Origin of the sequence: Paenibacillus terrae HPL-003 (genome assembly GCF_000235585.1) — a bacterium.
Taxonomy (GTDB): domain Bacteria; phylum Bacillota; class Bacilli; order Paenibacillales; family Paenibacillaceae; genus Paenibacillus; species Paenibacillus terrae_B.
Window position 1 is genome coordinate 4,772,193 of sequence record NC_016641.1, and the last position, 22,004, is coordinate 4,794,196.

At 44.8% G+C, this 22,004-nt stretch carries 18 protein-coding genes and 1 pseudogene; 8 read left to right on the forward strand and 11 right to left on the reverse strand.

Annotated elements, in window-relative coordinates; all coding sequences use genetic code 11:
* Nucleotides 1-65: 65 nt before the first annotated feature.
* From glpK to HPL003_RS21395, 4 genes are all read right to left on the reverse strand, one after another.
* Nucleotides 66-1,592, reverse strand: coding sequence for a glycerol kinase GlpK (gene glpK, locus HPL003_RS21380; protein ID WP_014281848.1), 1,527 nt, complete (start codon nt 1,590-1,592; stop codon nt 66-68).
* Nucleotides 1,592-2,539 (reverse strand): transketolase family protein, encoded by a 948-nt coding sequence (locus tag HPL003_RS21385; protein ID WP_043922858.1) that lies wholly within the window; start codon nt 2,537-2,539, stop codon nt 1,592-1,594. Before HPL003_RS21385 ends, glpK begins: the two co-directional genes overlap by 1 nt.
* 2 nt (nt 2,540-2,541) lie before the next feature.
* Entirely contained in the window at nt 2,542-3,387 is an 846-nt protein-coding gene (locus HPL003_RS21390; RefSeq protein WP_014281850.1) for a transketolase, read from the reverse strand.
* Nucleotides 3,388-3,449: 62 nt separating this feature from the next.
* The gene (locus HPL003_RS21395; protein ID WP_014281851.1) at nt 3,450-4,907 is read right to left on the reverse strand and encodes an L-fucose/L-arabinose isomerase family protein; all 1,458 of its coding nucleotides are present in this window, start codon (nt 4,905-4,907) and stop codon (nt 3,450-3,452) included.
* A gap of 487 nt (nt 4,908-5,394) precedes the next feature.
* On the opposite strand from HPL003_RS21395, the gene HPL003_RS21400 reads away from it, so the two are divergent.
* From HPL003_RS21400 to HPL003_RS21425, 6 genes are all read left to right on the forward strand, one after another.
* Nucleotides 5,395-7,344, forward strand: a complete 1,950-nt coding sequence (locus HPL003_RS21400) for a BglG family transcription antiterminator (RefSeq protein ID WP_014281852.1) — start codon at nt 5,395-5,397, stop codon at nt 7,342-7,344.
* 191 nt (nt 7,345-7,535) lie between these two features.
* Nucleotides 7,536-7,886 carry a PTS sugar transporter subunit IIA gene (locus HPL003_RS21405; RefSeq protein ID WP_014281853.1) on the forward strand — a complete coding sequence of 117 codons (351 nt, stop codon included), beginning with the start codon at nt 7,536-7,538 and terminating at the stop codon, nt 7,884-7,886.
* Nucleotides 7,887-7,889: 3 nt separating this feature from the next.
* Nucleotides 7,890-8,189: a PTS sugar transporter subunit IIB gene (locus HPL003_RS21410; RefSeq protein WP_014281854.1), complete on the forward strand. Its 300-nt coding sequence runs from the start codon at nt 7,890-7,892 to the stop codon at nt 8,187-8,189.
* Between the two features lie 43 nt (nt 8,190-8,232).
* Entirely contained in the window at nt 8,233-9,642 is a 1,410-nt protein-coding gene (locus HPL003_RS21415; protein WP_014281855.1) for a glycoside hydrolase family 1 protein, read from the forward strand.
* 44 nt (nt 9,643-9,686) lie between these two features.
* Nucleotides 9,687-11,000 carry a PTS sugar transporter subunit IIC gene (locus HPL003_RS21420; protein ID WP_014281856.1) on the forward strand — a complete coding sequence of 438 codons (1,314 nt, stop codon included), beginning with the start codon at nt 9,687-9,689 and terminating at the stop codon, nt 10,998-11,000.
* A gap of 67 nt (nt 11,001-11,067) precedes the next feature.
* A complete protein-coding gene (locus HPL003_RS21425) occupies nt 11,068-12,354 on the forward strand; it encodes a glycoside hydrolase family 140 protein (protein ID WP_014281857.1) in 1,287 nt (428 codons plus the stop codon).
* Nucleotides 12,355-12,623: 269 nt separating this feature from the next.
* On the opposite strand, the gene HPL003_RS21430 is transcribed toward HPL003_RS21425, so the two are convergent.
* From HPL003_RS21430 to HPL003_RS21440, 3 genes are all read right to left on the reverse strand, one after another.
* A complete protein-coding gene (locus tag HPL003_RS21430; RefSeq protein WP_014281858.1) occupies nt 12,624-14,225 on the reverse strand; it encodes an alpha-amylase family glycosyl hydrolase in 1,602 nt (533 codons plus the stop codon).
* A gap of 229 nt (nt 14,226-14,454) precedes the next feature.
* Nucleotides 14,455-15,519, reverse strand: a complete 1,065-nt coding sequence (locus HPL003_RS21435; RefSeq protein WP_014281859.1) for a Gfo/Idh/MocA family protein — start codon at nt 15,517-15,519, stop codon at nt 14,455-14,457.
* 156 nt (nt 15,520-15,675) lie between these two features.
* A complete protein-coding gene (locus HPL003_RS21440) occupies nt 15,676-16,581 on the reverse strand; it encodes an AraC family transcriptional regulator (RefSeq protein ID WP_014281860.1) in 906 nt (301 codons plus the stop codon).
* A 385-nt stretch (nt 16,582-16,966) separates the two neighbouring features.
* Between HPL003_RS21440 and HPL003_RS27915 the strand changes: the two are divergent.
* Nucleotides 16,967-17,134 (forward strand): annotated as a pseudogene (locus HPL003_RS27915) (AraC family transcriptional regulator N-terminal domain-containing protein); the annotation flags it as partial.
* A 73-nt stretch (nt 17,135-17,207) separates the two neighbouring features.
* On the opposite strand, the gene HPL003_RS21445 reads toward HPL003_RS27915, so the two are convergent.
* The 4 genes from HPL003_RS21445 to HPL003_RS27920 all read right to left on the reverse strand — a co-directional run bounded on the left by HPL003_RS21445 (nt 17,208) and on the right by HPL003_RS27920 (nt 20,831).
* The gene (locus HPL003_RS21445) at nt 17,208-18,221 is read right to left on the reverse strand and encodes a cation diffusion facilitator family transporter (protein ID WP_014281861.1); all 1,014 of its coding nucleotides are present in this window, start codon (nt 18,219-18,221) and stop codon (nt 17,208-17,210) included.
* Between the two features lie 219 nt (nt 18,222-18,440).
* Nucleotides 18,441-19,298 carry a Cof-type HAD-IIB family hydrolase gene (locus tag HPL003_RS21450; protein WP_014281862.1) on the reverse strand — a complete coding sequence of 286 codons (858 nt, stop codon included), beginning with the start codon at nt 19,296-19,298 and terminating at the stop codon, nt 18,441-18,443.
* A 264-nt stretch (nt 19,299-19,562) separates the two neighbouring features.
* The gene (locus HPL003_RS21455) at nt 19,563-20,159 is read right to left on the reverse strand and encodes a DUF1349 domain-containing protein (RefSeq protein ID WP_043922860.1); all 597 of its coding nucleotides are present in this window, start codon (nt 20,157-20,159) and stop codon (nt 19,563-19,565) included.
* A 246-nt stretch (nt 20,160-20,405) separates the two neighbouring features.
* A complete protein-coding gene (locus HPL003_RS27920) occupies nt 20,406-20,831 on the reverse strand; it encodes a glycoside hydrolase family protein (protein ID WP_238533407.1) in 426 nt (141 codons plus the stop codon).
* A 109-nt stretch (nt 20,832-20,940) separates the two neighbouring features.
* Between HPL003_RS27920 and HPL003_RS21460 the strand changes: the two genes are divergently transcribed.
* Nucleotides 20,941-21,927: a LacI family DNA-binding transcriptional regulator gene (locus tag HPL003_RS21460; RefSeq protein WP_014281865.1), complete on the forward strand. Its 987-nt coding sequence runs from the start codon at nt 20,941-20,943 to the stop codon at nt 21,925-21,927.
* Nucleotides 21,928-22,004 lie beyond the last annotated feature (77 nt).

Sequence of the window (22,004 nt, forward strand, 5' to 3'; positions counted from 1 at the left end):
CTTTAATCATACTATTCTCATTTTTTTGTTGAATTCACTTCCTTGTTCACTCTCCTATATTGAACTTATAAATGGTGCGAGGGCATGATCGTACACTCCGTTCTTTCTACCAGAACCGATGTTACTGCTCTTTTCCACCCAGCATAATTAACCTCGCGTTGTTCAATCTCCATCTTAGAATCATAAATGTTGCCAAGACCTGATTGACTTACAATTTCTTTCGCTGAACTCCACCATCCTGTATAAATCCCTCCCAAATACATTGATCCCAGCGCCGATACCTCAGCGATCCCCGATTTAATCACTTGGGTTCCAAGCATATCCGCCTGAAATTGCATAAGTGTTGCATTACCCGATGCTCCTCCATCGACGTATAGTTTATTCAGGTTAATTCCCGAGCTGGATTGCATAAGAATTACCGCATCCTTAACCTGATAAGCTATACTCTCCAGCGCCGCTCTAACGATATGACCTTTTCTTGTACTCCTATTTATTCCGGTAATCGCTGCTCTTGCATGTGAATCCCAGTAAGGTGCCCCCAGTCCCACAAAAGCAGGTACAAGGTATACGCCTTCACACGCCGGAGTTTCCTTCGATAATACTTCCATTTCTTCAAATGTGCTAAACAATCCCATATTATCACGTAACCAGTTCAGACTATCGCCTGTCGTACGGATTACAGCTTCCAGCGCATATGTGATTTTCCCACTCATTCCCCAAGCAATGGCTGCCACGAGTCCTCGTTCAGAAGCATGGCAATGCTCACCCACATTCATCATCACGGAGGTTCCTGTTCCAAAAGTAGCTTTAGCACTTCCGATTTCGAAACAGTGATTACCGAATAATGCAGCCTGTGAATCACCAATAATTCCTGTAATCGGTATTTCAAGGCCGAAAAATCCCGAAGGATCCGTATATCCGAAACATTCGTCAGAGTTTTTCACTTCAGGCAAGATACTGATTGGAACCTTAAAAAGCGCACATAACTCTTCATCCCATTGCAGGGTATGGATATTGAAGAGTGATGTCCTGCTAGCGTTTGTGTAATCAGTAGCATGTGTTTTGCCCCCTGTCAGCTTCCAAAGCAGCCAGCTATCGATCGTTCCCGCAAGCAGTCTTCCCTGCAGCAGCTTTTCGGCAGCTGCAGGAATATGCTGCAATATCCAACTCCATTTACTTGCTGAAAAATAAGGGTCCAGCAACAATCCAGCTTTACTCTGAATCAACTTTTCAAAACCTGCATTCTTCAGAACTTCACAGGTATCCGCAGTCCGTTGACACTGCCATACAATGGCCGGATGAACGGGAAGGCCTGTTACAGCATCCCAGATTACAGCTGTTTCTCTTTGATTTGTGATAGTTAGTGCTGCAAGCTTATCAGGAGTAATACCTCCTATTTCCAACACACTTAGTGCTGCAAGCATTACATTATCATAAATTTCAATCGGGTTATGCTCTACCCATCCCGGTTGAGGATAGATCTGAGTATGGGGAAAGGACGTTTTGGCTATAATTTCACCTGCACAATTGAATAGTATAGCTTTGGTTCCAGAAGTACTTTGATCTATCGTCAGAATAAATTGCTTCTTCATCAGACCGTTCCTGCCTTGCCGATCATATCAAGCGCGATTTGCTTGATATTTTGCTGCGTAATGCCATAATGCTCAAATACCTCGGCCGTTTTCCCGGCAATGGCTGGTTCATCTGGAATTCCGAGTATTTTTATAGGAACCGGATGATTCTGAACAACAACTTCAGCCACAGCGGCACCAAGTCCACCATGAATGCTATGCTCTTCAACAGTGATGATGCGGCCCGTTTCACGTGCAGCCATAAGAATGGCTTCTTTATCCAGCGGCTTGATCGTATGCATGTTCAGAACACGCGCCGATACCCCCTCATCTGCAAGTGCGTTTGCAGCATCTAGTGCAATCCGCACCGTCTCACCGGTACCGATAATAGTCAACTCTGTACCTTTTTTGAGAGTTACAGCTTTACCGATTTCAAACGAATAATCATCGGATTCATACACATCTTCCACAGGATTTCGACCAATCCGCACATAAACCCCGCCGTTATATTTTACCAGGGCTTCGGTCAGCTTTTTGGTCTCGTGACGGTCGGCTGGCAGAATAATCGCCAGGCCCGGGATGGCTCTTGCAACAGCAATGTCCTGTACGGAGTGATGTGACATGCCTAGTGCTCCGTAACTGATCCCGCCGCTGATTCCAATCAGCTTCACATTGGTCCGCGAATAGGCAACGTCTACCTTGACTTGTTCGATACTGCGCATGCTAAGAAAGCAGGCCGGTGAAGTCACAAATGGTTTTTTACCGCTATGAGCCAGTCCGGCAGACATACCAACAATATTTTGTTCCGCGATCCCCACTTCGACAAATTGTTCCGGGAACGTGTTAGCAAAAGGAGCCATCGCTGCAGAACCTCGGGAATCACTGGCGAGTACCATGATGTCGCGATCGTCTCTGGCCAAGTCCAACAGCGTGTCACATATCACCTGGCGGTTGGGAATTTTATTCATCATTAATGCACCTGTCCTTCCTGTGTCAGTTGTTGAATCGTTCCCTGCAATTCCGCAAGTGCAAGCTTCAGTTCCTCATCATTCAGAACATGGTGATGCCAGGCTGGAACGTTCTCGGCAAAGGATACGCCCTTTCCTTTGATCGTGTTCGCCATAATTAGCGTTGGCTTGCCGGACGCTTCTGGTACAGCGTGAAAGGCTTGCAGCAGTTGTTCTATATCGTTGCCGTCAACGGCGACAACGTTCCAGCCAAATGCTGCCCATTTCTCTTCCAGCGGTTCCAATCCCATTACTTCTTCCGTAGATCCGCTGATTTGCAATCTATTGCGATCAATAATGCCGACCAGATTATCCAATTTGTAATGAGAGCCTGCCATAGCGGCCTCCCAGTTAGAACCCTCAGCCTGTTCTCCGTCTCCCATCAGACAGAACACACGATATGGACGGTTATCGCGCTTGGCTGCCAATGCCATCCCTACCGAAATCGGTAATCCGTGGCCTAGAGCGCCAGTATTCATCTCGATACCAGGAACCTTGTTGTTGGGGTGCCCGATCAACCGGGTGCCAAACTGGCTGTAGGTTTCGAGCTCTTCTTTTGGGAAAAAACCCAAGTCTGCCAAGACACACCAAAGTGATTCAACGGAATGCCCTTTACTGGCGATGAACCGATCGCGGTCCTCCCATTGCGGACGGGCCGGATCGATGTTCATAACGTCATAGTATAATGCCGTCAAAATGTCTGTATTGCTCAATGACCCCCCGGTGTGTCCTGTCTGTGCACGGTGAATAATGGTCAGCAGCTCCATGCGGATCTGGGCTGCTTTTACTTTCAATTCCTGGATGTCCATTGTGATCCTCCTTAAGGAATGTTTTTCTTCGTTGCTCATCTTGTTAACCAGACGTGGAGTTATTAACGGAGGCTGGAACGATTCCGGGCAAGGTCAGATCCTCTCAGCCAGCTTTGAATTTCCTGTTCTGTTGGATCTACCGGGTCTGGCGTCAAGCCGGGAATATAATTGCATGCTTCGTATATGGCCGGAATTACATTGGCATGGATGCCCACGGAATGATGAACGTAAGGTCCCTTGACCAGTTTTTCCTCCCACAGTGGCCAGTCGTTCACTTCGACCCAGACATAGGAGCCACGAGTGTAGGGACCTTCAATCCCCCGAGCACGTCCAAGAAACATGGAATATTCACCATGATCACCATCAAATCGGGCAATGGTCATCTGTCCACCGCGGATCTCCCCTTCGTGTGTTCCCGGTGAATGATCGTCGAAGAGAAAATGTTTGCGCAATTTTGGTTTATTTTCCACAGAGAGAGATACCGGGAAATTGCCGCAGTGAAAAAGAAGCTCACCGTTGTCGTTTTCAGGATGACGAACGGTAATATCGGCGAAGAAAGTAGGCATGGTGTTCATCGTTGCCGCCTGTACCATAATGGAGGTAATGGCTCCATGAATATCCGTTTCACATGTGACCGGAATTTGCTCATCCGTCAGGATGGCGTTAGCCAAACATGGCATGATCGACATAACATCCTGTAGAGATGACCAACATTGAATTGCAATAGCACTGCTTCCCGTTTCCTGGGCAAACGACTTCATAGCCACTTTCAATGCGGCGATTCGTCTGATATCGTCTTCCGTTACTTCACTGTAGTCGAGCTTTTGCTTGATATAATCCATCGTCTCCAACAGCTCGGCATTATTACTTGAAGCAATCTTCTTAGTTCGCAACTGAATATCAACAAGAGTAATGGGGTGAATCTCAATGCCAAAGCGTTCAAGCAGTTCACCCTCATTGCACATCATCGTCCAGAACGAAGCGGGACGGGGCCCAATCTGAAGAATCCTGAGACTCTTGAACTGGCGTACTACATTGGCAGCGGCCACAAAGTTGGTGAAGCCCCGTTCAAATACCGGGTCATTGACCCAACTATTTGTGACGTAGGTAAAAGGAACATTGAATCGACGCAATACCTTTCCTGTAGCAAATATTCCACATTGTGTATCCCGAAGACGCATACCATCTGCCAACGGGGCTTCATCACGCGGCCCCCATAGCAGAACCGGTTTGCCAATAGCCTTGCCTACCCTGGCAACAGTATCTTCTGTGCCGAAGTTGCAATGTGGAAAAAATACGGCATCCACCTCTTCATCTTTGAAGCGTTTAATGATCAAATCTGCATTAATATGATCATCATACAGCAGGCCCTCCTCGTTAAGCCCTTCCAAATCAACAATATCGATATCCATTCCAAAGCTTTCAATCTGTTTACGAATTTCCATCTTGTACTTGAAGGCATCCTCGGCACTAAAGATAAATCGCCGCGTTGGAGCATAACCAAGCTTCAGTTTTTTCATCATCATTCTCCTCACAATCGAAAAAGTAAATAATTCAGTTCAACAAAACTAAATGCTGAATAAAAATCAAAATAATAACTAAACTAAAACTAAACTAAAGAAATCCAAACAAATACTAAATATTACTTTATTCACGATTACGATGCCATGTTAACACCGATATTTTATGCTGTCAACGAAAACAATAATGATTTTAACTAAAGTAAGCCCTTTATTAAATAAACTATATTCATTAATTTTATATAAACATTGTATCATCTAAAAATATATTGTACACTGCATGTAATCAACACTTCGTTTTGTTTATCTTAGTATGAACTTGACATTCAGAGACCACGGGACACTTCGATTATCGGCTTCGACAATATCAACGAATCGCACATTGTCACTCCAGAGCTTCATGAGCCCCTCTTTCCACTATGCATTCCAGGTAAATTATAAAAAATCCATTTCATTTGAATAATCTCAGAAGGGGGGAACATCTTGAATGAATAAACGGATGGTTTTAATTTTGAAGCACTTGCTGGCCGTAGATGATCCGGTTCAGAGCGAACATTTGGCTAAATTGATTCAAGTCACTTCACGCACCATTCGAAGCGATATTAAAGAACTCGGTGAATTTCTCAGCAAGCATGGTGCGTCTATTGAACCCGTTCGTTCAAGAGGGTACGAGCTGAAAATCACGAATGACCGCAGCTTTCGCACTCTTCTGGAACAGCTTTTTTTATCTAACGAGCCTCACGATCCCCACTCTCCCGATTACAGGAAGTTATATCTAATCAGACGTCTCCTACTTGCGGACAACTATGTAAAGTTGGAAGATTTAGCAGACGAACTTTATATCAGTAAATCAACGATTCAGAATGATTTCAAAGAAGTTAAGCTGATGCTACAAACTTACGGAATTGCCGTTGACAAACGTCCGAACTACGGGGTGCGACTGTCAGGTGATGAAGTCCGGATGAGGTTTTGCATGTCCGAATTCATCATGAATCATTCAGAGAAGAAACAGGACGAAGGGCTGACGTCTGGATCGCGAATTATACACTCCGAAGAAATGACATTAATCCGCGGCGTTATTCTTGAGCAAATTCAAAATTATGGAGTGATGCTATCCGATGTCGCCTTCAGTAATCTGACTATTCACATTGCTATTGCTTGCAAACGGATACGTGAAGGAAACCAGGTAGCCATGCTATCCGAAGATGTGAAGAACTTCCGGGATGCCGAAGAGTTCCAAGCGGCCCAACACATTGTTGGATTAATTGAGAAGGAACTGCAATTGACTTTTCCTGAAAACGAGGTTGCCTACATTGCTATGCATTTATCTGGGAATAAATGGTTTTCAGGGATTGAGGGACAACAGGCACAAGATATAGGACCTGAAAGGCTGCTGGAGCGCCGCATTTATGAGCTTGGCAAGGAAATGCTCACCGAAATTGATCACGATTTAAACCTCAATATCAGCCTTGACTCTGAGCTGTTAATAGGCATTTGCCTTCATCTGAAACCAGCACTCAACCGAGTAAAATATGGCATGAATATTCGCAACCCGATGCTAGACCATATCAAGACCAACTATCCACTTGCTTTTCAGGCCGGCGTCATTGGAGCAAAACTGTTGGAAAGCAAGCTGAACGTTAACATTCCTGAAGCGGAGATGGGTTATCTGGCCATTCATATCGGAGCTGCTATGGAAAGACAGCACCTGAACACACGTGCCAAGCGCTGTATTGTTGTTTGTACTTCAGGTGTAGGAAGCGCTCGGCTTCTCCATTACAAACTGAAGAGCAAATTTGGCAATCGTCTTGAAGTGGCTGGTACAACGGAGTATTACAAGCTCCCACATGTGCCTTTGCACAATATCGACTTTGTCGTAAGCACCGTTCCCATCCCTGAGAAGCTGTCAGTTCCGGTAGTGGTTGTGCAAACCCTACTCGGAGGTGGAGATATGGACCATATCGAAAATCTTTTGGCGGGCGAAAGAAAATACATCTTCAATTACATCAGAGAAGACCTTGTTTTTCTTAGACAGAATTTTAGAACTAAAGAAGAAGTCATCTCTTTCTTAGGGAAAAAGATGCATGCTTCCATGCTCATTCGTTCTTCCGAAGGATTCATTGGTCTTGTCCTGGAACGTGAAAATGCCGCACCTACAGCCTACGGCAATCTGGTTGCAATCCCCCACCCCATTATTCCGCAGAGTCGTTGTACCGTCTGGGCCATATGCACTTTAAAACAACCGATCGACTGGGCCGGAAAACCTGTACAGTTTATTTGCCTGCTTAGTATCGATAAAAACGGTGACGAGCCGCCATCAATAATGTACAAACATCTGATAGAAATTGTAGATCATCCAGAAATTGTTCAACAGCTGCTTAAATGCGAAACTTATGAAGAATTTGCCCGCATCATTCTCAAACATAATCTGTATTAGCTCCAATCCACAGGGCAGCGAAACCGAAAATTTAGCGCCGGTTCGCTGTTCTGTTTTGCATTTTAACGAAGGTGCCTGATGAAGAGTTTTCCGCTACTAGTGGAAAAGAATTGAGTTTAGAAGCATGCTGAAATCCTATACACTGAACCTGCAATTTAAAATAGATTGAAACAACGTAAGAGGTGAAATGAATGGATGAATATCAGGAAATCATAATGGGAATTATCACAAATTCAGGTGTTGCCAAGAGTAAAGCAATGGAAGCCATCAGTCTCGCCCAAAAAGGGCATATGGATCAGGCTGCTGCACGCCTTGAAGAAGGAAAAGCCGAACTGGTCAAGGCCCATAAATCCCAGACCCGGCTGATTCAACAGGAAGCGGGCGGTACTTCTCATGAAGTCACCCTGCTAATGGTACACGCTCAAGATCACCTGATGTCCGCTATTACAACCAAGGATTTGGCAGGACACATTGTAGAGCTTTACAGTAGACTAAGTCGTTATGAAACAGCACTCCATCTTACAACCATCGGGGAGGAATAACAGATGAAACAAATTACACTCGTATGTGCAGCAGGTATGTCAACAAGTATGTTGGTTCAGAAAATGCAAAAAGCCGCTCAGGCACAGAACATTCAGGTTGAGATCAGGGCTACATCGGAAGGTTCTTTCAAAGAATACGCTGATAAAACCGATGTCCTGTTAATCGGGCCTCAGGTGGGTTACCTTGAAGATGATTTTAAGTCCAAATACGGCCCCCAAGGTATAAAGGTAAGCGTCATCAACACAATGGACTACGGCATGATGAATGGCGAGAAAGTTTTGACAGATGCATTGAGCCTGTAGATCAGGCTTGATGTACCATTCACCGATGTGAAAGGAGTTATTTATGAAGCACAACCAACTAAAGGAATTTCCTCCAACGTTTTTATGGGGTGCATCTACATCGGCCTATCAATTTGAAGGAGCATGGAACGAGGACGGAAAGGGTCCTTCTGTTATTGATACTCGCTCCCCCAGAGAGGGGATTTCAGATTATACAGTCGCAAGCAACCACTATCATCATTACCGGGAAGACATCGCTTTATTGGCGGAAATGGGTTTTAAGGCTTACCGTTTTTCCATTGCCTGGACCCGCATATATCCACAGGGTACCGGCCAACTAAATTCGCAAGGCATCCGGTTTTATAATGATGTGATTAATGAACTGCTTCGCTACGGCATTGAGCCGATTGTAACGATGTATCATTTTGATCTACCTGCAGCTTTGGAGAAGCAAGGTGGATGGTCGAACCGAAGAACCATTGATGCATTTGAAGCGTATGCAAAGACCTTGTTCGAAAACTTTGGGGATCGTGTGAAGTATTGGTTAACGATCAATGAGCAAAATATGATGATTCTGCACGGATCAGCCCTTGGAACGCTTGATCCTTCACTTCAAGATCCAAAAAAAGAACTCTATCAGCAGAATCACCATATGTTACTCGCTCAAGCGAAAGCCATGATCTTGTGCAAAAAAATGCTGCCTCATGCAAAAGTGGCCCCTGCACCCAATATTTCATGTGTTTATCCAGCCTCCCCCTGTCCGGATGACGTTTTGGCCGCAGATAACTTTAACGCCATCCGTAACTGGTTGTATCTGGATATGGCCGTATACGGTCGTTACAATACTTTAGTGTGGAGCTATTTCGAAGAAAAGGGATATACACCTAAAATTGCCGAAGGCGATATGGATATCCTCGCAGCGGCACAGCCGGATTTTATTGCCTTCAATTATTACAGCTCCGCTACAGTCAAATCCAATCTTCGGGATACCGAAGAAAAAGGCGGTATGGGTGATCAGCAAATTGCGGTTGGAGAAGCCGGTGTATATGCAGGAAGCGGTAATGAATATTTAGAGCGGACGGCTTTTGGCTGGAGGATTGATCCAGCAGGTCTTCGAGTTACGTTAAGAACCATCTATGACCGATACCAACTCCCAATGATGATCACGGAGAACGGTCTTGGTGCCCATGATACTCTGGAAGAAGACGGGACAGTGAATGATCATTATCGGATCGACTATCTGCGGAAGCATATTGAGCAATGCCGACTGGCAATGACTGACGGAGTCGAGTTGTTCGGTTACTGTCCTTGGTCTGCAGTTGACTTGGTGAGTACGCATCAGGGAGTAAGCAAACGATATGGCTTCGTTTATGTAGACCGGGATGAATTCAATCTGAAGCAATTGCGGAGGATCCGCAAGAATAGCTTCTACTGGTACAAAGATGTGATTTCATCAAATGGAAGCGTTCTCTAATGAGGATGAAAAGTGAGAAAGTTTAGAGTAGGAGTTGAACAATTGTGGCCAACCAAAAAAAATTATCGCATAAGCTGCAAAAAGTCGCTGGGAAGATTCAACAAAACCGATATATGAGTGCAATTTCCAACGGACTGATGTCCACGCTTCCCTTTTTAATTATCGGTGCATTTGCTACCCTCTTCTCTGCACTTGCCTGGGAGCCTTATCAGAACTTTATCGCCCCGGTCAAGGGCATTATTGGACTGGCATCGACGATGACCACCGGTATTATCGCCGTGTATGCCGTGTTTTTTATTGCCTACAAACTGGCCCAATCTTTTGAAAAGGACCCGCTTGTCCCTGCAGCAACCGCCCTACTCTCGTTTCTGATTGTCACGCCTGTTCAGACTTTTGATAAAGTACGCGCATTGCCACTCGAATGGCTTGGGGCGCAGGGATTGTTTGTTGCGATGTTTATCGCCCTTGCTGCGGCACGATTGTATATCTGGATCGTGGACAGGAACTGGACCATTAAAATGCCCGAGGGAGTCCCTCCTACCGTAGTCAAAACCTTTTCCGGATTAATTCCGGCAGTCCTTGTAGCACTTGTATTTGTAGTTGTGGCGGGTCTATTTATGCAGACCTCATTTGGTACCGTTCATAAATTTATCTACACCTATCTGCAAGTACCTCTTGAAGGCTTGGGCGGATCACCAGGTGCCTTGATTATTGTTCTGATCATTATGCAGGCTCTGTGGATGTTCGGAATTCACGGTGCCATCGTGACCCTGGCTATCGTTAAACCGATTTGGATGAGTCTGGACCTGACGAACCTTGACGCATTCCAGGCAGGAGCTCCACTTCCTAATATTATCGGTCTTTCTTTCTGGTACATTTACTGCAACTATGCACCGATGCTGGGTTTTGCCCTGCTACTGGTCCTTCTGGCCAAGAGCAAACAACTGCGGACTATTGGAAAGCTTGGTCTTCCGGGAACCTTCTTCTCCATCCATGAACCTTTGATCTTTGGGATTCCGGTTGTATTAAATCCACTGCTAGCTATTCCGTTTATCTCAGCCCCAATTATCTGTGCAATACTCGGTTACGCGGCTACTGTTATCGGCCTGCTACCGGCTCCGATCGGTATTTACCCAGCCTTTGGCACCCCCATCTTTGCGCTTGGGTTCATTGAGGGGAGCTGGAGACTGGCCGCTGCACAATTGGTACTGATTCCAGTCAGCATGTTAATCTATTATCCGTTCTTCAGGACACTGGATAAACAGGCTGTGAAAAGAGAACTTGAAGCACAGGAACAAGAGAAACAGAAACAAGAATCGGCAACAGGTACCACAGCGAGTTCTGTAATTTCATCATAGTCATTCATGCGAAAACGGCGAGAAAATCGTCGTTTTCCGTCATTACAGTTGTTAGGAGAGAAGCCATATGATTAAACTGAGCATTGCCGAGAACAAACGTAATTTTGTCCATGAGGGGGTCCCCTTTTTTTATCTGGCTGACACAGTCTGGAGTGCGTTCACCAATATTACGCTGGAAGACTGGGCCTATTATCTGGACCAACGAAAAAACCAGGGATTTAATGTGTTACAGATCAACATGCTGCGCCAATGGGATGCGAGCGAAAGTGACCTGAACTACGAGCCGTTTGAATACGATGATGAGGGGAATTACGATTATTACAAGTTGAACGAAGCTTACTTTAATCGAGCCGAAACGATGTTGGATATGGCCGTGAACTGTGGATTTGTTCCGGCATTGGCACTGCTATGGTGCAATTATATCCCCGATACCTGGGCCGCCAAGCTCCGTGACGAAAAAAAGATGCCTCTGGATGCTGTTGAACCCTATGTTCGTTATGTAACTAATCGTTTTTCCAAATTTCATCCGATCTATATTGTAAGTGGCGATACGGATTTCCCTTCGGAATTGGCGATTCAATACTACCGGACTGCATTGCGTGTGGTAAAAGAGGAAAGTCCTCAATGTCTGACCACTCTTCATATCCAGGGTAGACTGGCAACTATTCCAGGTGAATTTCTCCATAACCCACAACTGGATTTCTACATGTATCAGTCAGGGCACAATTCCCAGTTTCAGCCTACGGCTTATACACTGGCGTTGGATTTCCACAGTAAAGTTGTAACACGGCCGGTACTGAATTCGGAACCCTGCTATGAGCAGATGGGATACAGTCGGAAGGTCTATGGGCGTTTTGATCGTGTGGATGTACGCAGAGCTGCATGGCAAAGTCTTTTGTCGGGTGCATCAGCAGGTATCACCTATGGGGCACACGGGGTCTGGAGCTGGCATCGGAATGGTAAACGTTTCGGTGTCACCGGGGAAGGGTTCGATCAGCCTTATGACTGGCAGTCTGCCCTTAAATTTGAAGGGGCATGGGATTATGGTTTTGCAAAATGGCTTTTTAAAATGTATGGCCTTTCTGATCTCAGGCCTTGGGATGTTGTGCTTAAAAATACCGAAGAGATCCGTGCTGCAGCAACTATAGATCTATCTGCATTTGCCATTTACGTTCCTTTCAATACCGTACTAAAACTGAACGCAGTACTTGATGGGTATGATATTACAACCATCGATCTGGAACACCGCCGCTTTGCTGTTACTTCAGTAAAAACACAAGATAATAAAACGATTATTGAGATGCACGATTTTAGGGCGGATGTTCTGCTGATTGGCGTGCGCAATCCTTCGTAATCCTCCATTCTGTCCATTACTCATTGTTCCCTATCACCGATACATATTCTTGTCACTGGCTTTTAGCAAGAACATGTATCGGTTTGCCTGGCATTGATCAACATGGGCCCATGTTTATAAATTAAAATATGTATGCTGCTCTCCTGTCGGTTTCAGTATCTTCTTTTTATTTACAGCAAAACTCAAATAAAAAATGGGGTGCTCTAAACACCCCAACACGAATTCATCGATATATATTTACTTCAATTGAACGGTAAGATTACGTATGTTCAGCTCTTTCTGTCTTCTTTGATAATCAGAGAACTGTAGGCCGGAATCATGACCGTTCCTTTCTTCACCTTCACATCCTTTGAGGTGGAGAAGACCACTTTCCACTTGCCTTTATCCAAATCTTTGATCTGCAGGGTAACCGGTTCTCCGGACAGGTTATGATATAGATACAATGTTTCTTTGCCTGAAGTGCGTCTAAATGCGGTTACGCTGGCAGAATCTGTTTGGACCGGTTCCAGACTGTCGCTGCGGAGAGCTTCATGTTCTTCCCTTAGACGGATGAGCGTGCGGTAGCTTTGCAGCAAGGAATCATCGTCCTGCAGCTGCGCTTCGACCGATACTTCGCCAGTGTTGTATTTGGGTTCCTCCCACGTCGTTTGGCCGGGGCCATCTCCCTTGTACCAGCGCATAGGCTCCCGTAGATACTCATCGGGCTTCTCTCCCTTCATGCCGATTTCTTCCCCGTAATAAAGAAACGGCTGCCCCGGCAACGTCAAAAGAATCGAAGCAGCCAGTTTGGCTTTTCGCACATCCCCGCCTAGCTCGCTCATGACACGGGTCTGGTCATGGTTGCTCAGGAATGGAGCATCGAGTGCCGCCTTATTGTACGATTTGTACAATTTCAGCGTTTTCTCGGCGAATGTCGCAATACCCTGATCCCGGCCATTTTTTATGGAGCTCAGAATTGTTCCGCCCAGGTCAAAATTAAACAGGGAGTGAAGCGGTCCGTAGTAAGGAGCTATCGTCTCCGGTTTGTCCCATACCTCCCCCGCCAGATATACATTTGGATTTACCCTCTCCATCTCGGAACGGAATTCATTCCACCAGGCGATGTTTTTATCGGCACCCTCCTTCGTCTGCCCTTTAAAAATATGCATCGCCGCGTCAAGCCGGAACCCGTCTGCACCCTGCTGCAGCCAATACTTGCCGACCTTGATCATTTCTTTGCGAACTTCGGGATTGTCAAAGTTCAAATCCGGCATTCCCGACCAGAACGTACCGTAGAAATACCCTTCACCATTCGGATTCTTATGCCATACCTGTTGTCCCCACGAGCCTTTTTCATCCAGATCTGCGTTCTTATCTGCCCATACGTAATAGTCATGGTATTTGCTTTGCGGGTCGGCGCTGGCCTCCTTGAACCAAGGGTGCTCGCTGCTCGAATGATTGATAACAAGGTCCATGATCACCTTGATACCCTTTTGGTGCGCTTCTTTCATCAAGGTACGGAAATCATTCAGATTCCCATACTGCGAATCCACTTGATAGTAGTCGGTTACATCGTATTTATGGTAGCTTGGAGACGGATTGAGGGGCATGAGCCAGAGGCCGCTGACCTGCAGATCCTTGCCTGAACGGAGTTTGCCGTCGTTTAAGTAATCAAGCTTTTGTGTAATTCCTTTCAAATCACCGTGTCCATCTCCATTCGAATCATAAAAAGAATTGATATAAATTTCATAAAACACGCCGCTTCCAGTAGAAACTGGAGGCTTATGCCCATTCATTTCCTGCTCGGCCATTGCACCTGAAGCGAACATCATGAGCATAGGCACCGTTAACATGGCGGTGGACAATCTTCTTAAGCGTTTGTTACGTGTCAAAACATATCAACTCCTTTGATAGTTATGGATGCGTTTTCATTATAAAAAGAAAACATCCAAAAAAGGAGGATATTATTATCTGTTTTGGTGGAAAATATCGATCTTTTTGTAAGTGACCAAGACACTGGTGCTCCTGACATCGGGCCACGATGAGTCGTTTTTCTTCACGGGTTCTCAAAATATAGGATCCGATATATCTCACTTATGGCGAATCGTAAATAGAGCTGATTTAAATCGTTCTTCGAATCACGCTTTTGGTTGCTGCCGCCTCAAAAATCGTCTCAATCAGTACCAACACACGGTGAACTTCTTCGCTTTTGATCGCAAGCCCCGCTTTTCCTTCGATGGCGGAGACAAAATTTTCATAAAAATTTTCTGCTGCAGCAGGTATTTTCTCAATCGGGAACTTGAGGGTGGATTCCTCTGACGGCGGCGCCATCGTTTTCGTCAATCCTTGACCTGCTTGAATCGGTTTTGGTTCCACATGAGCAACATCCGGATTTCGGGTGACGATCTCTCCGCTCAAGTCCCAATCCCTGATCACTGCGGTACCTTCGGTTCCTTTAATATACCAACGCGGCAGCTTTACGTAATTGGTTGTACCCACTTCAATGACCGCTGTAAGGCCGTCCTTAAACTCAATAAAGCTGGTAAAGCCGTCATCCACTTCAGTCCCCAAAATATAGCTTAACGTAGCAGCTACGCTTTCTATTTGGCTGTCCGTAATCTGAAGCAGTTGGTCCAACAGATGCACTCCCCAATCCAGTAGCATTCCTCCACCGTACGCCTTCAGTTGCCGCCAGTCACCCGGAATGCCGTTAGCCCCCTGAACCCGCGATTCCAGTTGGAACAGCTCGCCCACGGTCTTCTTGTCGATCATATCTTTGATAATTCGGAAGTCTTCATCCCATCGACGGTTCTGATGTACCGTAAATACGCGGTTTTCTTTCTTCGCCACCTCGACAATATCCAAGAAATCCGCGCTCGTTATCGTAACCGGCTTTTCGCAAATGACATGTTTTCCGGCTTGCAGTGCCTGGATCGCTATTTCTTTATGAACGTCATTAGGCGTTGCTATCAAAACAATATCCACGGCCTGATCGGCCAGAACAGCATCCAGACTGGCGTAGGTTTTATAGCCGGCAGCGGCAGCCAGTTCCATCCGGTAATCGACAATATCATATGCACCGCCAATGGCAAGCTGCTGAATAGGTTCGATCAATTGAACATGGTAGCTTCCCATGCCTCCATAACCGATAATGACTACATTATATATCTGATTGTCCATTTTCATTTTCCTTTCACTCCTGATTTAAGCCCACCACATATCAAGGGTTGCTTACGGATCAAAATCGATTGCGTATTAGATACCTCTACAACCAATAATCCCAATTCTTAATGTCATCGTAACTCTCCCTTCACTTCGTTGGATAGCTCTAGCATACAAATCTCATGAAAAGCTTTCTTCCTCATTTCTTGCCGTTTTATTCCCGAATATTGTCCTGCGGTATTTCAATGGTGATGTTCCCGTTGCTTCCTTAAAGAGATGATGAAATCTCTTCACACTGCTGAAGCCTGCAGCCTCTGCGACCTCAGTGATCGGGTTGTTTTCATTTAGTAAAATCCATTTGGCTTTATTCAGTCTGAATTCATTCAAAAATGCTACAAAGGTCATCCCCGTATTCTTTTTAAACAGCCTGGCGAAATAATAGGGACTGAAACCCATATATTCAGCCACATTCTTCAGCAAAATGGTTTCATGATAATGGCATTCCACATATTCAAAAATACGTTCCAGTTTATAAAGTATGTCCTTTGATTGTGTTAAGGTTCTTCCAGAGATTTCGGGAAGTCTTGTCATGCTTCTTGGCACTTCCCGTAAAATAAGAGTCAACATCTCAAACAGTTTGGCTTTGATCATATAAGCATAACCTTCTCGGCGGTTGGCATTCTCATCATAAATGCTTTGAATCAGCGGAAGCATTTTAGCTGCTGTTTCTTTTGACCAGTTCCAGCTGGATTGCTCCATCTCCGCAAATATATATCTAAGAGGGCGTTTCTGATCGCTTAATGTGGATACCTCTTGAAAAAAGCTCAAATCAAATTGGATAACCACCCGTTCGCTGTCGGGAGAAGCCAAGAAATAATGGACATCACCACCATTTATAAATTGAACTTCACCTTGTTTCATGCGTATCGAAATATCGTTAATTCCCAGATCCAAGCTTCCCTGGGTTACATAAATAATTTCAATTTCTTTATGCCAATGAGGATAGCAAAGCACGTCGCCTTCATTAATAAAACTCCGGAAAGGAAAATGTCTGTCAAGCTCCGGGATTTCTAAATACAAATTCATTTTGATAGACTCCTTTTGTTGTAAAATTCAAAAAAGTCGCACACATGACTATTAATAATCAAGCCGCCTTTTCATACAGATGACATATCGCAACGTTCACCTGCCCTCCTCCGTATTGCTGAGTTCCATGCATCTGTTGTCGGATCTGTACCCATGTTATTCTGCAATTTAAGAGTCGCTTTAATCGTATAAGCTCCGTTAGACACACTTAATATATTATCATTGCCTGGTGTCGGATGACAGATTTTGTCACCAAGTTGATGGGGTTTTCACCATTCTGACAAATAGGAGCTCAATTATTTGCATCATGCATTTTTCAAAAATTGAAAGGTACACCACAATAATGGTGTACCCTCTAAATATAAATTTGTTAAAACTTTGATTTTACCTGATTGCATCCATGAATCTGCCGGTGGTTGGCCAGGTGATTAAAGCTTCGCCTGATGATCCTTATTTAAGTTTTAAGCTTGAATTTACACAGAACCAGATTTTAGAGATTTTAAACGACTCGAGAATTCAGCCAATGCCTAAGGAAAATTTGAAAGCGTCACTGTAGTTATTCAATCCCTCGACCGGAAACAGCAAAAAAGAGACCCACATCACGTAGATCTCTTCTGAACTTCTTGCTATTGATGTTCAATATGACACGGGATTCCCGGTCTATCAATCTGTATTGTAATATGCTTGATCTCGTATTGTTCTTTCAATAACTTCTGTGCCCGCTCCATCACAACACTGCTGTACATTGGATCTTGAATGATGATATGGCAACTCAGCAACGGAACATCTGATGATAACGCCCATACATGAAGGTCGTGCAATTCAACAACATGCTCAAGATCAAGCAGGGATTGCTTAATTTGATCTGTGTTCATATTCAGCGGCGTACCTTCCATCAAAATATGAATAGAATCCCTAGTTACGCGATAAGCACTGATAATCACCAGAACCGCCACCAAAATACTGGCGATTGGATCAGCCAAATTCCAGCCGAAGAACATAATCAACAATGCAGCCACAATCGCACCTACTGAACCTAACAAGTCCCCTATTACATGTAAAAAGGCACTGCGAATATTGAGATTTTCAGATGTATCTCCTCTCATAAGGATAAAAGCAGCAGCTATATTGACGAGCAAGCCAAGCACTGCGATGATCAGCATTCCTGAAGTCATGATTCCAGGCGGGTCAGAAAGCCGTTTGAAAGCTTCCCAGAAAATATAAATCGATATCAGGGCAAGCGCTAAGCCATTAATAAAAGCGGCCAGTACTTCAAATCGTTTGTAGCCAAACGTCTTTGACTTGCTCGCTTGTCGTTGTCCCCAGGTCATCGCCAGATAACTTAACCCCAATGCACCCGCATCACTCAACATATGCCCCGCATCGGATAACAGCGCCAGGCTGTTCGTCAGTAATCCACCAATAAATTCAATGATCATATAAACAGCAATTAAAAAGAATGATAACTTTAGAGCATTTTTGTTCGCTCCATGTCCATGAGAATGCCCGTGGCTATGGGAATGCCCATGCCCGTGAGCATGTGAATGCTCACTGCCTTTAGAATGATAATGTTGATGATGTTGGTTGCAGTCATGTTCGCATGTCGTATTATGGTCGTGTGTGTGACTTTTCTTACTCATCTACCTGCCCTCTCCTCTACAAAATTCTGATGATTCACAATCTAAATCAATATATGAGCACTTATTCATATATTATAAATAATCCAAATGTTATCTGCAAGAATAATGTCGAGATACGCTACTTCTGCTCTTTTTATGGATATATGAACCATGGATGCCAAAAAGCTTGAGGACAAGTCCTCAAGCTTCATGGAACAAAATAGAGGCGAAATACAGTTATTATTCAAACATCAAACCGTATTTTACAAAGCTTTTATACAATCCATCTTCCTCAACGTTGTCAGTAATATCATCTGCAATTTCCATCAAACCTGGATTTGCATTGCCCATAGCAATGCCTACTGCGCAATATTCGAGCATCTCGGCATCGTTCATTCCGTCTCCAATGGCAATCGTCTGTTCCTGGGGCAGACTCAAATGATTCAGCAAATCAGCAATGGCGATTGCCTTGTGAATGCCAGGAATCATCATTTCCCCACTGTCTTGCCCAAAGATTGGAACGGTGCACTGGATGACCTCAAATTTCCCCTGGAATTCTTCCTTGATGCGTTCAAAGGGTACAGCACTTTCCAGAAAGCAAACCTTATTGACATCGTCTTTATATAAATCAGTCTCTCCATAAGTCAAACCCGCGATAAATGGGTGGGGGGAACGCTCCATTTTTTCTCTGGCCGCAGGGTCGTTTTCAACATCTCCATAGATCCGTCTCTCCAGATGAGGTCTTAATTTCTGGCTAGCATAAAGCGCAGAATTGGACTCCAGATAGAAATCAATTCCATGTGTATTAAAGAAATCCACCATATGCCGAACATCCTCAGGCGTGACTTTTTTATGATAAAGAATCTCATCTCCGGATTCTACATATCCCCCTCCTGCTCCAATAAGACCATCAAATCCGATATCCCAAATGGCGTCGTAAATTTCAGCTTTCGAACGACCAGTGCACAGATAAAGCAGATGACCATTCCCGCGTGCCATTTTACAGGCTTTCTGCGCCGATTCAGGCACCATACCGTCATCACCGACAAGTGTTCCGTCAATATCGATAAATACAATTTTTTGAGTATCTCTATCCATTAGTATGCTGTCTCCCTTGTTTAAACGAATGATGTTTAATGAGATGATTGTCGTTATGTTCTACAATTACACTGTAATTTGTGTAACGCATTACATGTCAAATCTTTTTTTGATCTGCCGAACCGCATCATCATTATGTTCTTGGGTACTTTAAACCCGGCTGCTCGATAACTGCTAGTCAATGAAGCTCTTTCCTGAGACTCGGAGAAGAAACTTATATCGTTAAAACAAAAAAAGCCGCCAAAATGGCGACTTCTTTTATGCCTAAAACCTGCTATCCTCATTGGGAATCGTTAAGTTTAAATATTTAAAATTGACACGGCAACCTGATCCCATTGGTGACTGGGCCACTACACCCGCTATAAACTGATCAGAAATTTCCATTCCAAAGTAGCGGACTAGCTTCCAATCCTCACCATCGGTCGAATAGTAAAAAGAAATAATCCTCCCAATTTTCGTGATTCTTAAATGTGGGTTATCAACGACAACGCGCTCAGAATTACAATCATCGGAAGAGCCATTCTTTGTTACAACAGACACAATCGTAGCACACTCGCCGTTAAATTCATAACATAGCTTAGCCCAATTGTTCTCGTCAGCCATCAGCATCAAGCACCCTGAATCATAAAGATGACGCATGTCTACCTGAAGCTGTGTCGTAAGCTGAAATGATGAATCAACCTGGAGATGTAGGAAAGGAGCAGAATGGGCTACATGTTTTCCTCCAGGATCCTTGAAAAAATCAACTTTAGCCGGTGCATCAATGATCAATCCATCTTCTTTGGTGTACTCCCAGTGCTCGGGTTCATTCATCCACTTCAAATTTTCTCTTACCTCAGGCTGAAACAAATTATGACTCATATTAATGCATTCCCCCATTTGAATTAATTTGTATAAATATAATGTCATTATACTGACATCCATTTTGCTTATAAATATAATATAAATGCTGGCTCATATAATAATAAGGAAATGAAAAGGGGAATTTATTGGATCCCCACTATTTGATCAGCTTATAGATGGCATTGGAATCGAATCCTATGCTGTCCGTGTAAGCCATGCCGGATATGACGTAAGGCGTGACCGAACCCGCTTTTGCTGTTACCGTTAACTTTTTGTCCTGTACCGCGATGTTCGCCAGTGTCTTGAGATTTCGCTAGAGGATGTTCGGAACACCAGTGCAGGACCTTCTACCCAAGACCCCCAGTTTGCCCAGTCTCCGGTGCCCTGGAAAGTATAAGGGCCAGTTAGAGAAAGCGCTGTGGCATATTCGATGTATTTGGTTGTCTCGTACTTTGTAAACGCGTGATAAGTTGATCCGATCTTAACGATGAAAGTGTCGATGTAATTTGAGCCGATGCCTGCCAGTTCGACCGGAGCCGACCAGGCCGTAGAAGCAAGATTGCTGTTTGCTGCCGTGATGGCATAAGCTTTGAGGTTTTCATAGTTACCCGGCGATAGGGACACGATGACATTCAAGCTGCCATTACTGTCCACGAACCATTCGGAAGCCCAGGTGTGGGCGATTTCCACTGGGCAAAAATAATCTTAAAATTCAATAACCATCTTGAAAGTATCAAGGGGATATGTTAGGATAAAGTCGATTTTTAGTAAAATTATTAACTAAAAAGGTGTGAGCTCTTTGGCAACAATAAAAGACATTGCCCACAAAGCGGGAGTGTCTGCCGCAACAGTTTCAAGGGTTTTAAATAACGATCAGTCTCTAGCTGTGAGCCCGGACACCAGAAACAGAATTTTTTCAATTGCCGAACAGCTCGGGTATAAACCTTCCCGGCTGAGGCAATTAAAGCGAAACACGGAACGTGCCGGAAAAATGGTCTCCCTCCTGCTGTGGTGTTCCATTGAAGAGGAACGGGACGATCCGTATTACGCCTCGATCCGCCGTGGAATCGAACTGCGCTGTGAAGAGCTCGGCCTGACATTAGGACAGACCCTGCGAGGCCGCTCTTCCATCGCCACCTTGCAGAAGACAGACGGTCTGATTGTTGTGGGCGGCGTCGAGCCTGAAGAGGTGATCAAGTTGCATCCCGACAAGAACACCATTGTCCTTGTCGACCAATACCATGAACAGCTGGAATACGATTCCGTACGCCTCCACTTTCGGCAAGCTGTTGATCAGGCACTTGGACACCTGCTTGAGCTTGGCCACCGACAAATCGGGTTTATTGGCGGTAAGAGCGACGGAGAGCGACGTGCGCATTATTTTGAACGGTTCATGCGGGAACGGGGATTGTACAATCCTCAATTCGTCCGCGTAGGCGCATGGAGTACCGCGGATGGATATCTGATGATGAACAATCTCCTTACCGAAGAGGAAAGACCGACGGCCTGCTTCGCTGCAAGCGACCCGCTGGCCATCGGAGCCCTTCGCGCCCTGCACGGACATGGAATCCGGGTGCCCGAGGATATGGCTGTCGTTGGTTTCGATGACATTGAGATGGCGGCCTTCGTACAGCCTCCGCTCACCACCGTACGTGCCTACCCCGAAGAGATGGGAAAGGCTGCGGTTCAATTGCTCTCTGAACGGTTTGAGGGACGTGAACCACCTTCGCATTGCGTGATCGGGACTAAGCTTGTCATACGGGAGAGCTCGTGCAGAAACATTTAAAATCAGCACCTGAAAGTCTTAATGTCTTTGATAAATACCCTTACGTAAAAACAAATTGATATGATGAACCCTCAAGG

Bases quoted from the DNA above. Each gene is read 5' to 3' on its own strand.
- glpK (WP_014281848.1), bottom strand. From the start codon at position 1,592: ATGAAGAAGCAATTTATTCTGACGATAGATCAAAGTACTTCTGGAACC.
- HPL003_RS21385 (WP_043922858.1), bottom strand. From the start codon at position 2,539: ATGAATAAAATTCCCAACCGCCAGGTGATATGTGACACGCTGTTGGAC.
- HPL003_RS21390 (WP_014281850.1), bottom strand. From the start codon at position 3,387: ATGGACATCCAGGAATTGAAAGTAAAAGCAGCCCAGATCCGCATGGAG.
- HPL003_RS21395 (WP_014281851.1), bottom strand. From the start codon at position 4,907: ATGAAAAAACTGAAGCTTGGTTATGCTCCAACGCGGCGATTTATCTTT.
- HPL003_RS21400 (WP_014281852.1), top strand. From the start codon at position 5,395: ATGAATAAACGGATGGTTTTAATTTTGAAGCACTTGCTGGCCGTAGAT.
- HPL003_RS21405 (WP_014281853.1), top strand. From the start codon at position 7,536: ATGGATGAATATCAGGAAATCATAATGGGAATTATCACAAATTCAGGT.
- HPL003_RS21410 (WP_014281854.1), top strand. From the start codon at position 7,890: ATGAAACAAATTACACTCGTATGTGCAGCAGGTATGTCAACAAGTATG.
- HPL003_RS21415 (WP_014281855.1), top strand. From the start codon at position 8,233: ATGAAGCACAACCAACTAAAGGAATTTCCTCCAACGTTTTTATGGGGT.
- HPL003_RS21425 (WP_014281857.1), top strand. From the start codon at position 11,068: ATGATTAAACTGAGCATTGCCGAGAACAAACGTAATTTTGTCCATGAG.
- HPL003_RS21435 (WP_014281859.1), bottom strand. From the start codon at position 15,519: ATGAAAATGGACAATCAGATATATAATGTAGTCATTATCGGTTATGGA.
- HPL003_RS21440 (WP_014281860.1), bottom strand. From the start codon at position 16,581: ATGAATTTGTATTTAGAAATCCCGGAGCTTGACAGACATTTTCCTTTC.
- HPL003_RS21445 (WP_014281861.1), bottom strand. From the start codon at position 18,221: ATGAGTAAGAAAAGTCACACACACGACCATAATACGACATGCGAACAT.
- HPL003_RS21450 (WP_014281862.1), bottom strand. From the start codon at position 19,298: ATGGATAGAGATACTCAAAAAATTGTATTTATCGATATTGACGGAACA.
- HPL003_RS21455 (WP_043922860.1), bottom strand. From the start codon at position 20,159: ATGAGTCATAATTTGTTTCAGCCTGAGGTAAGAGAAAATTTGAAGTGG.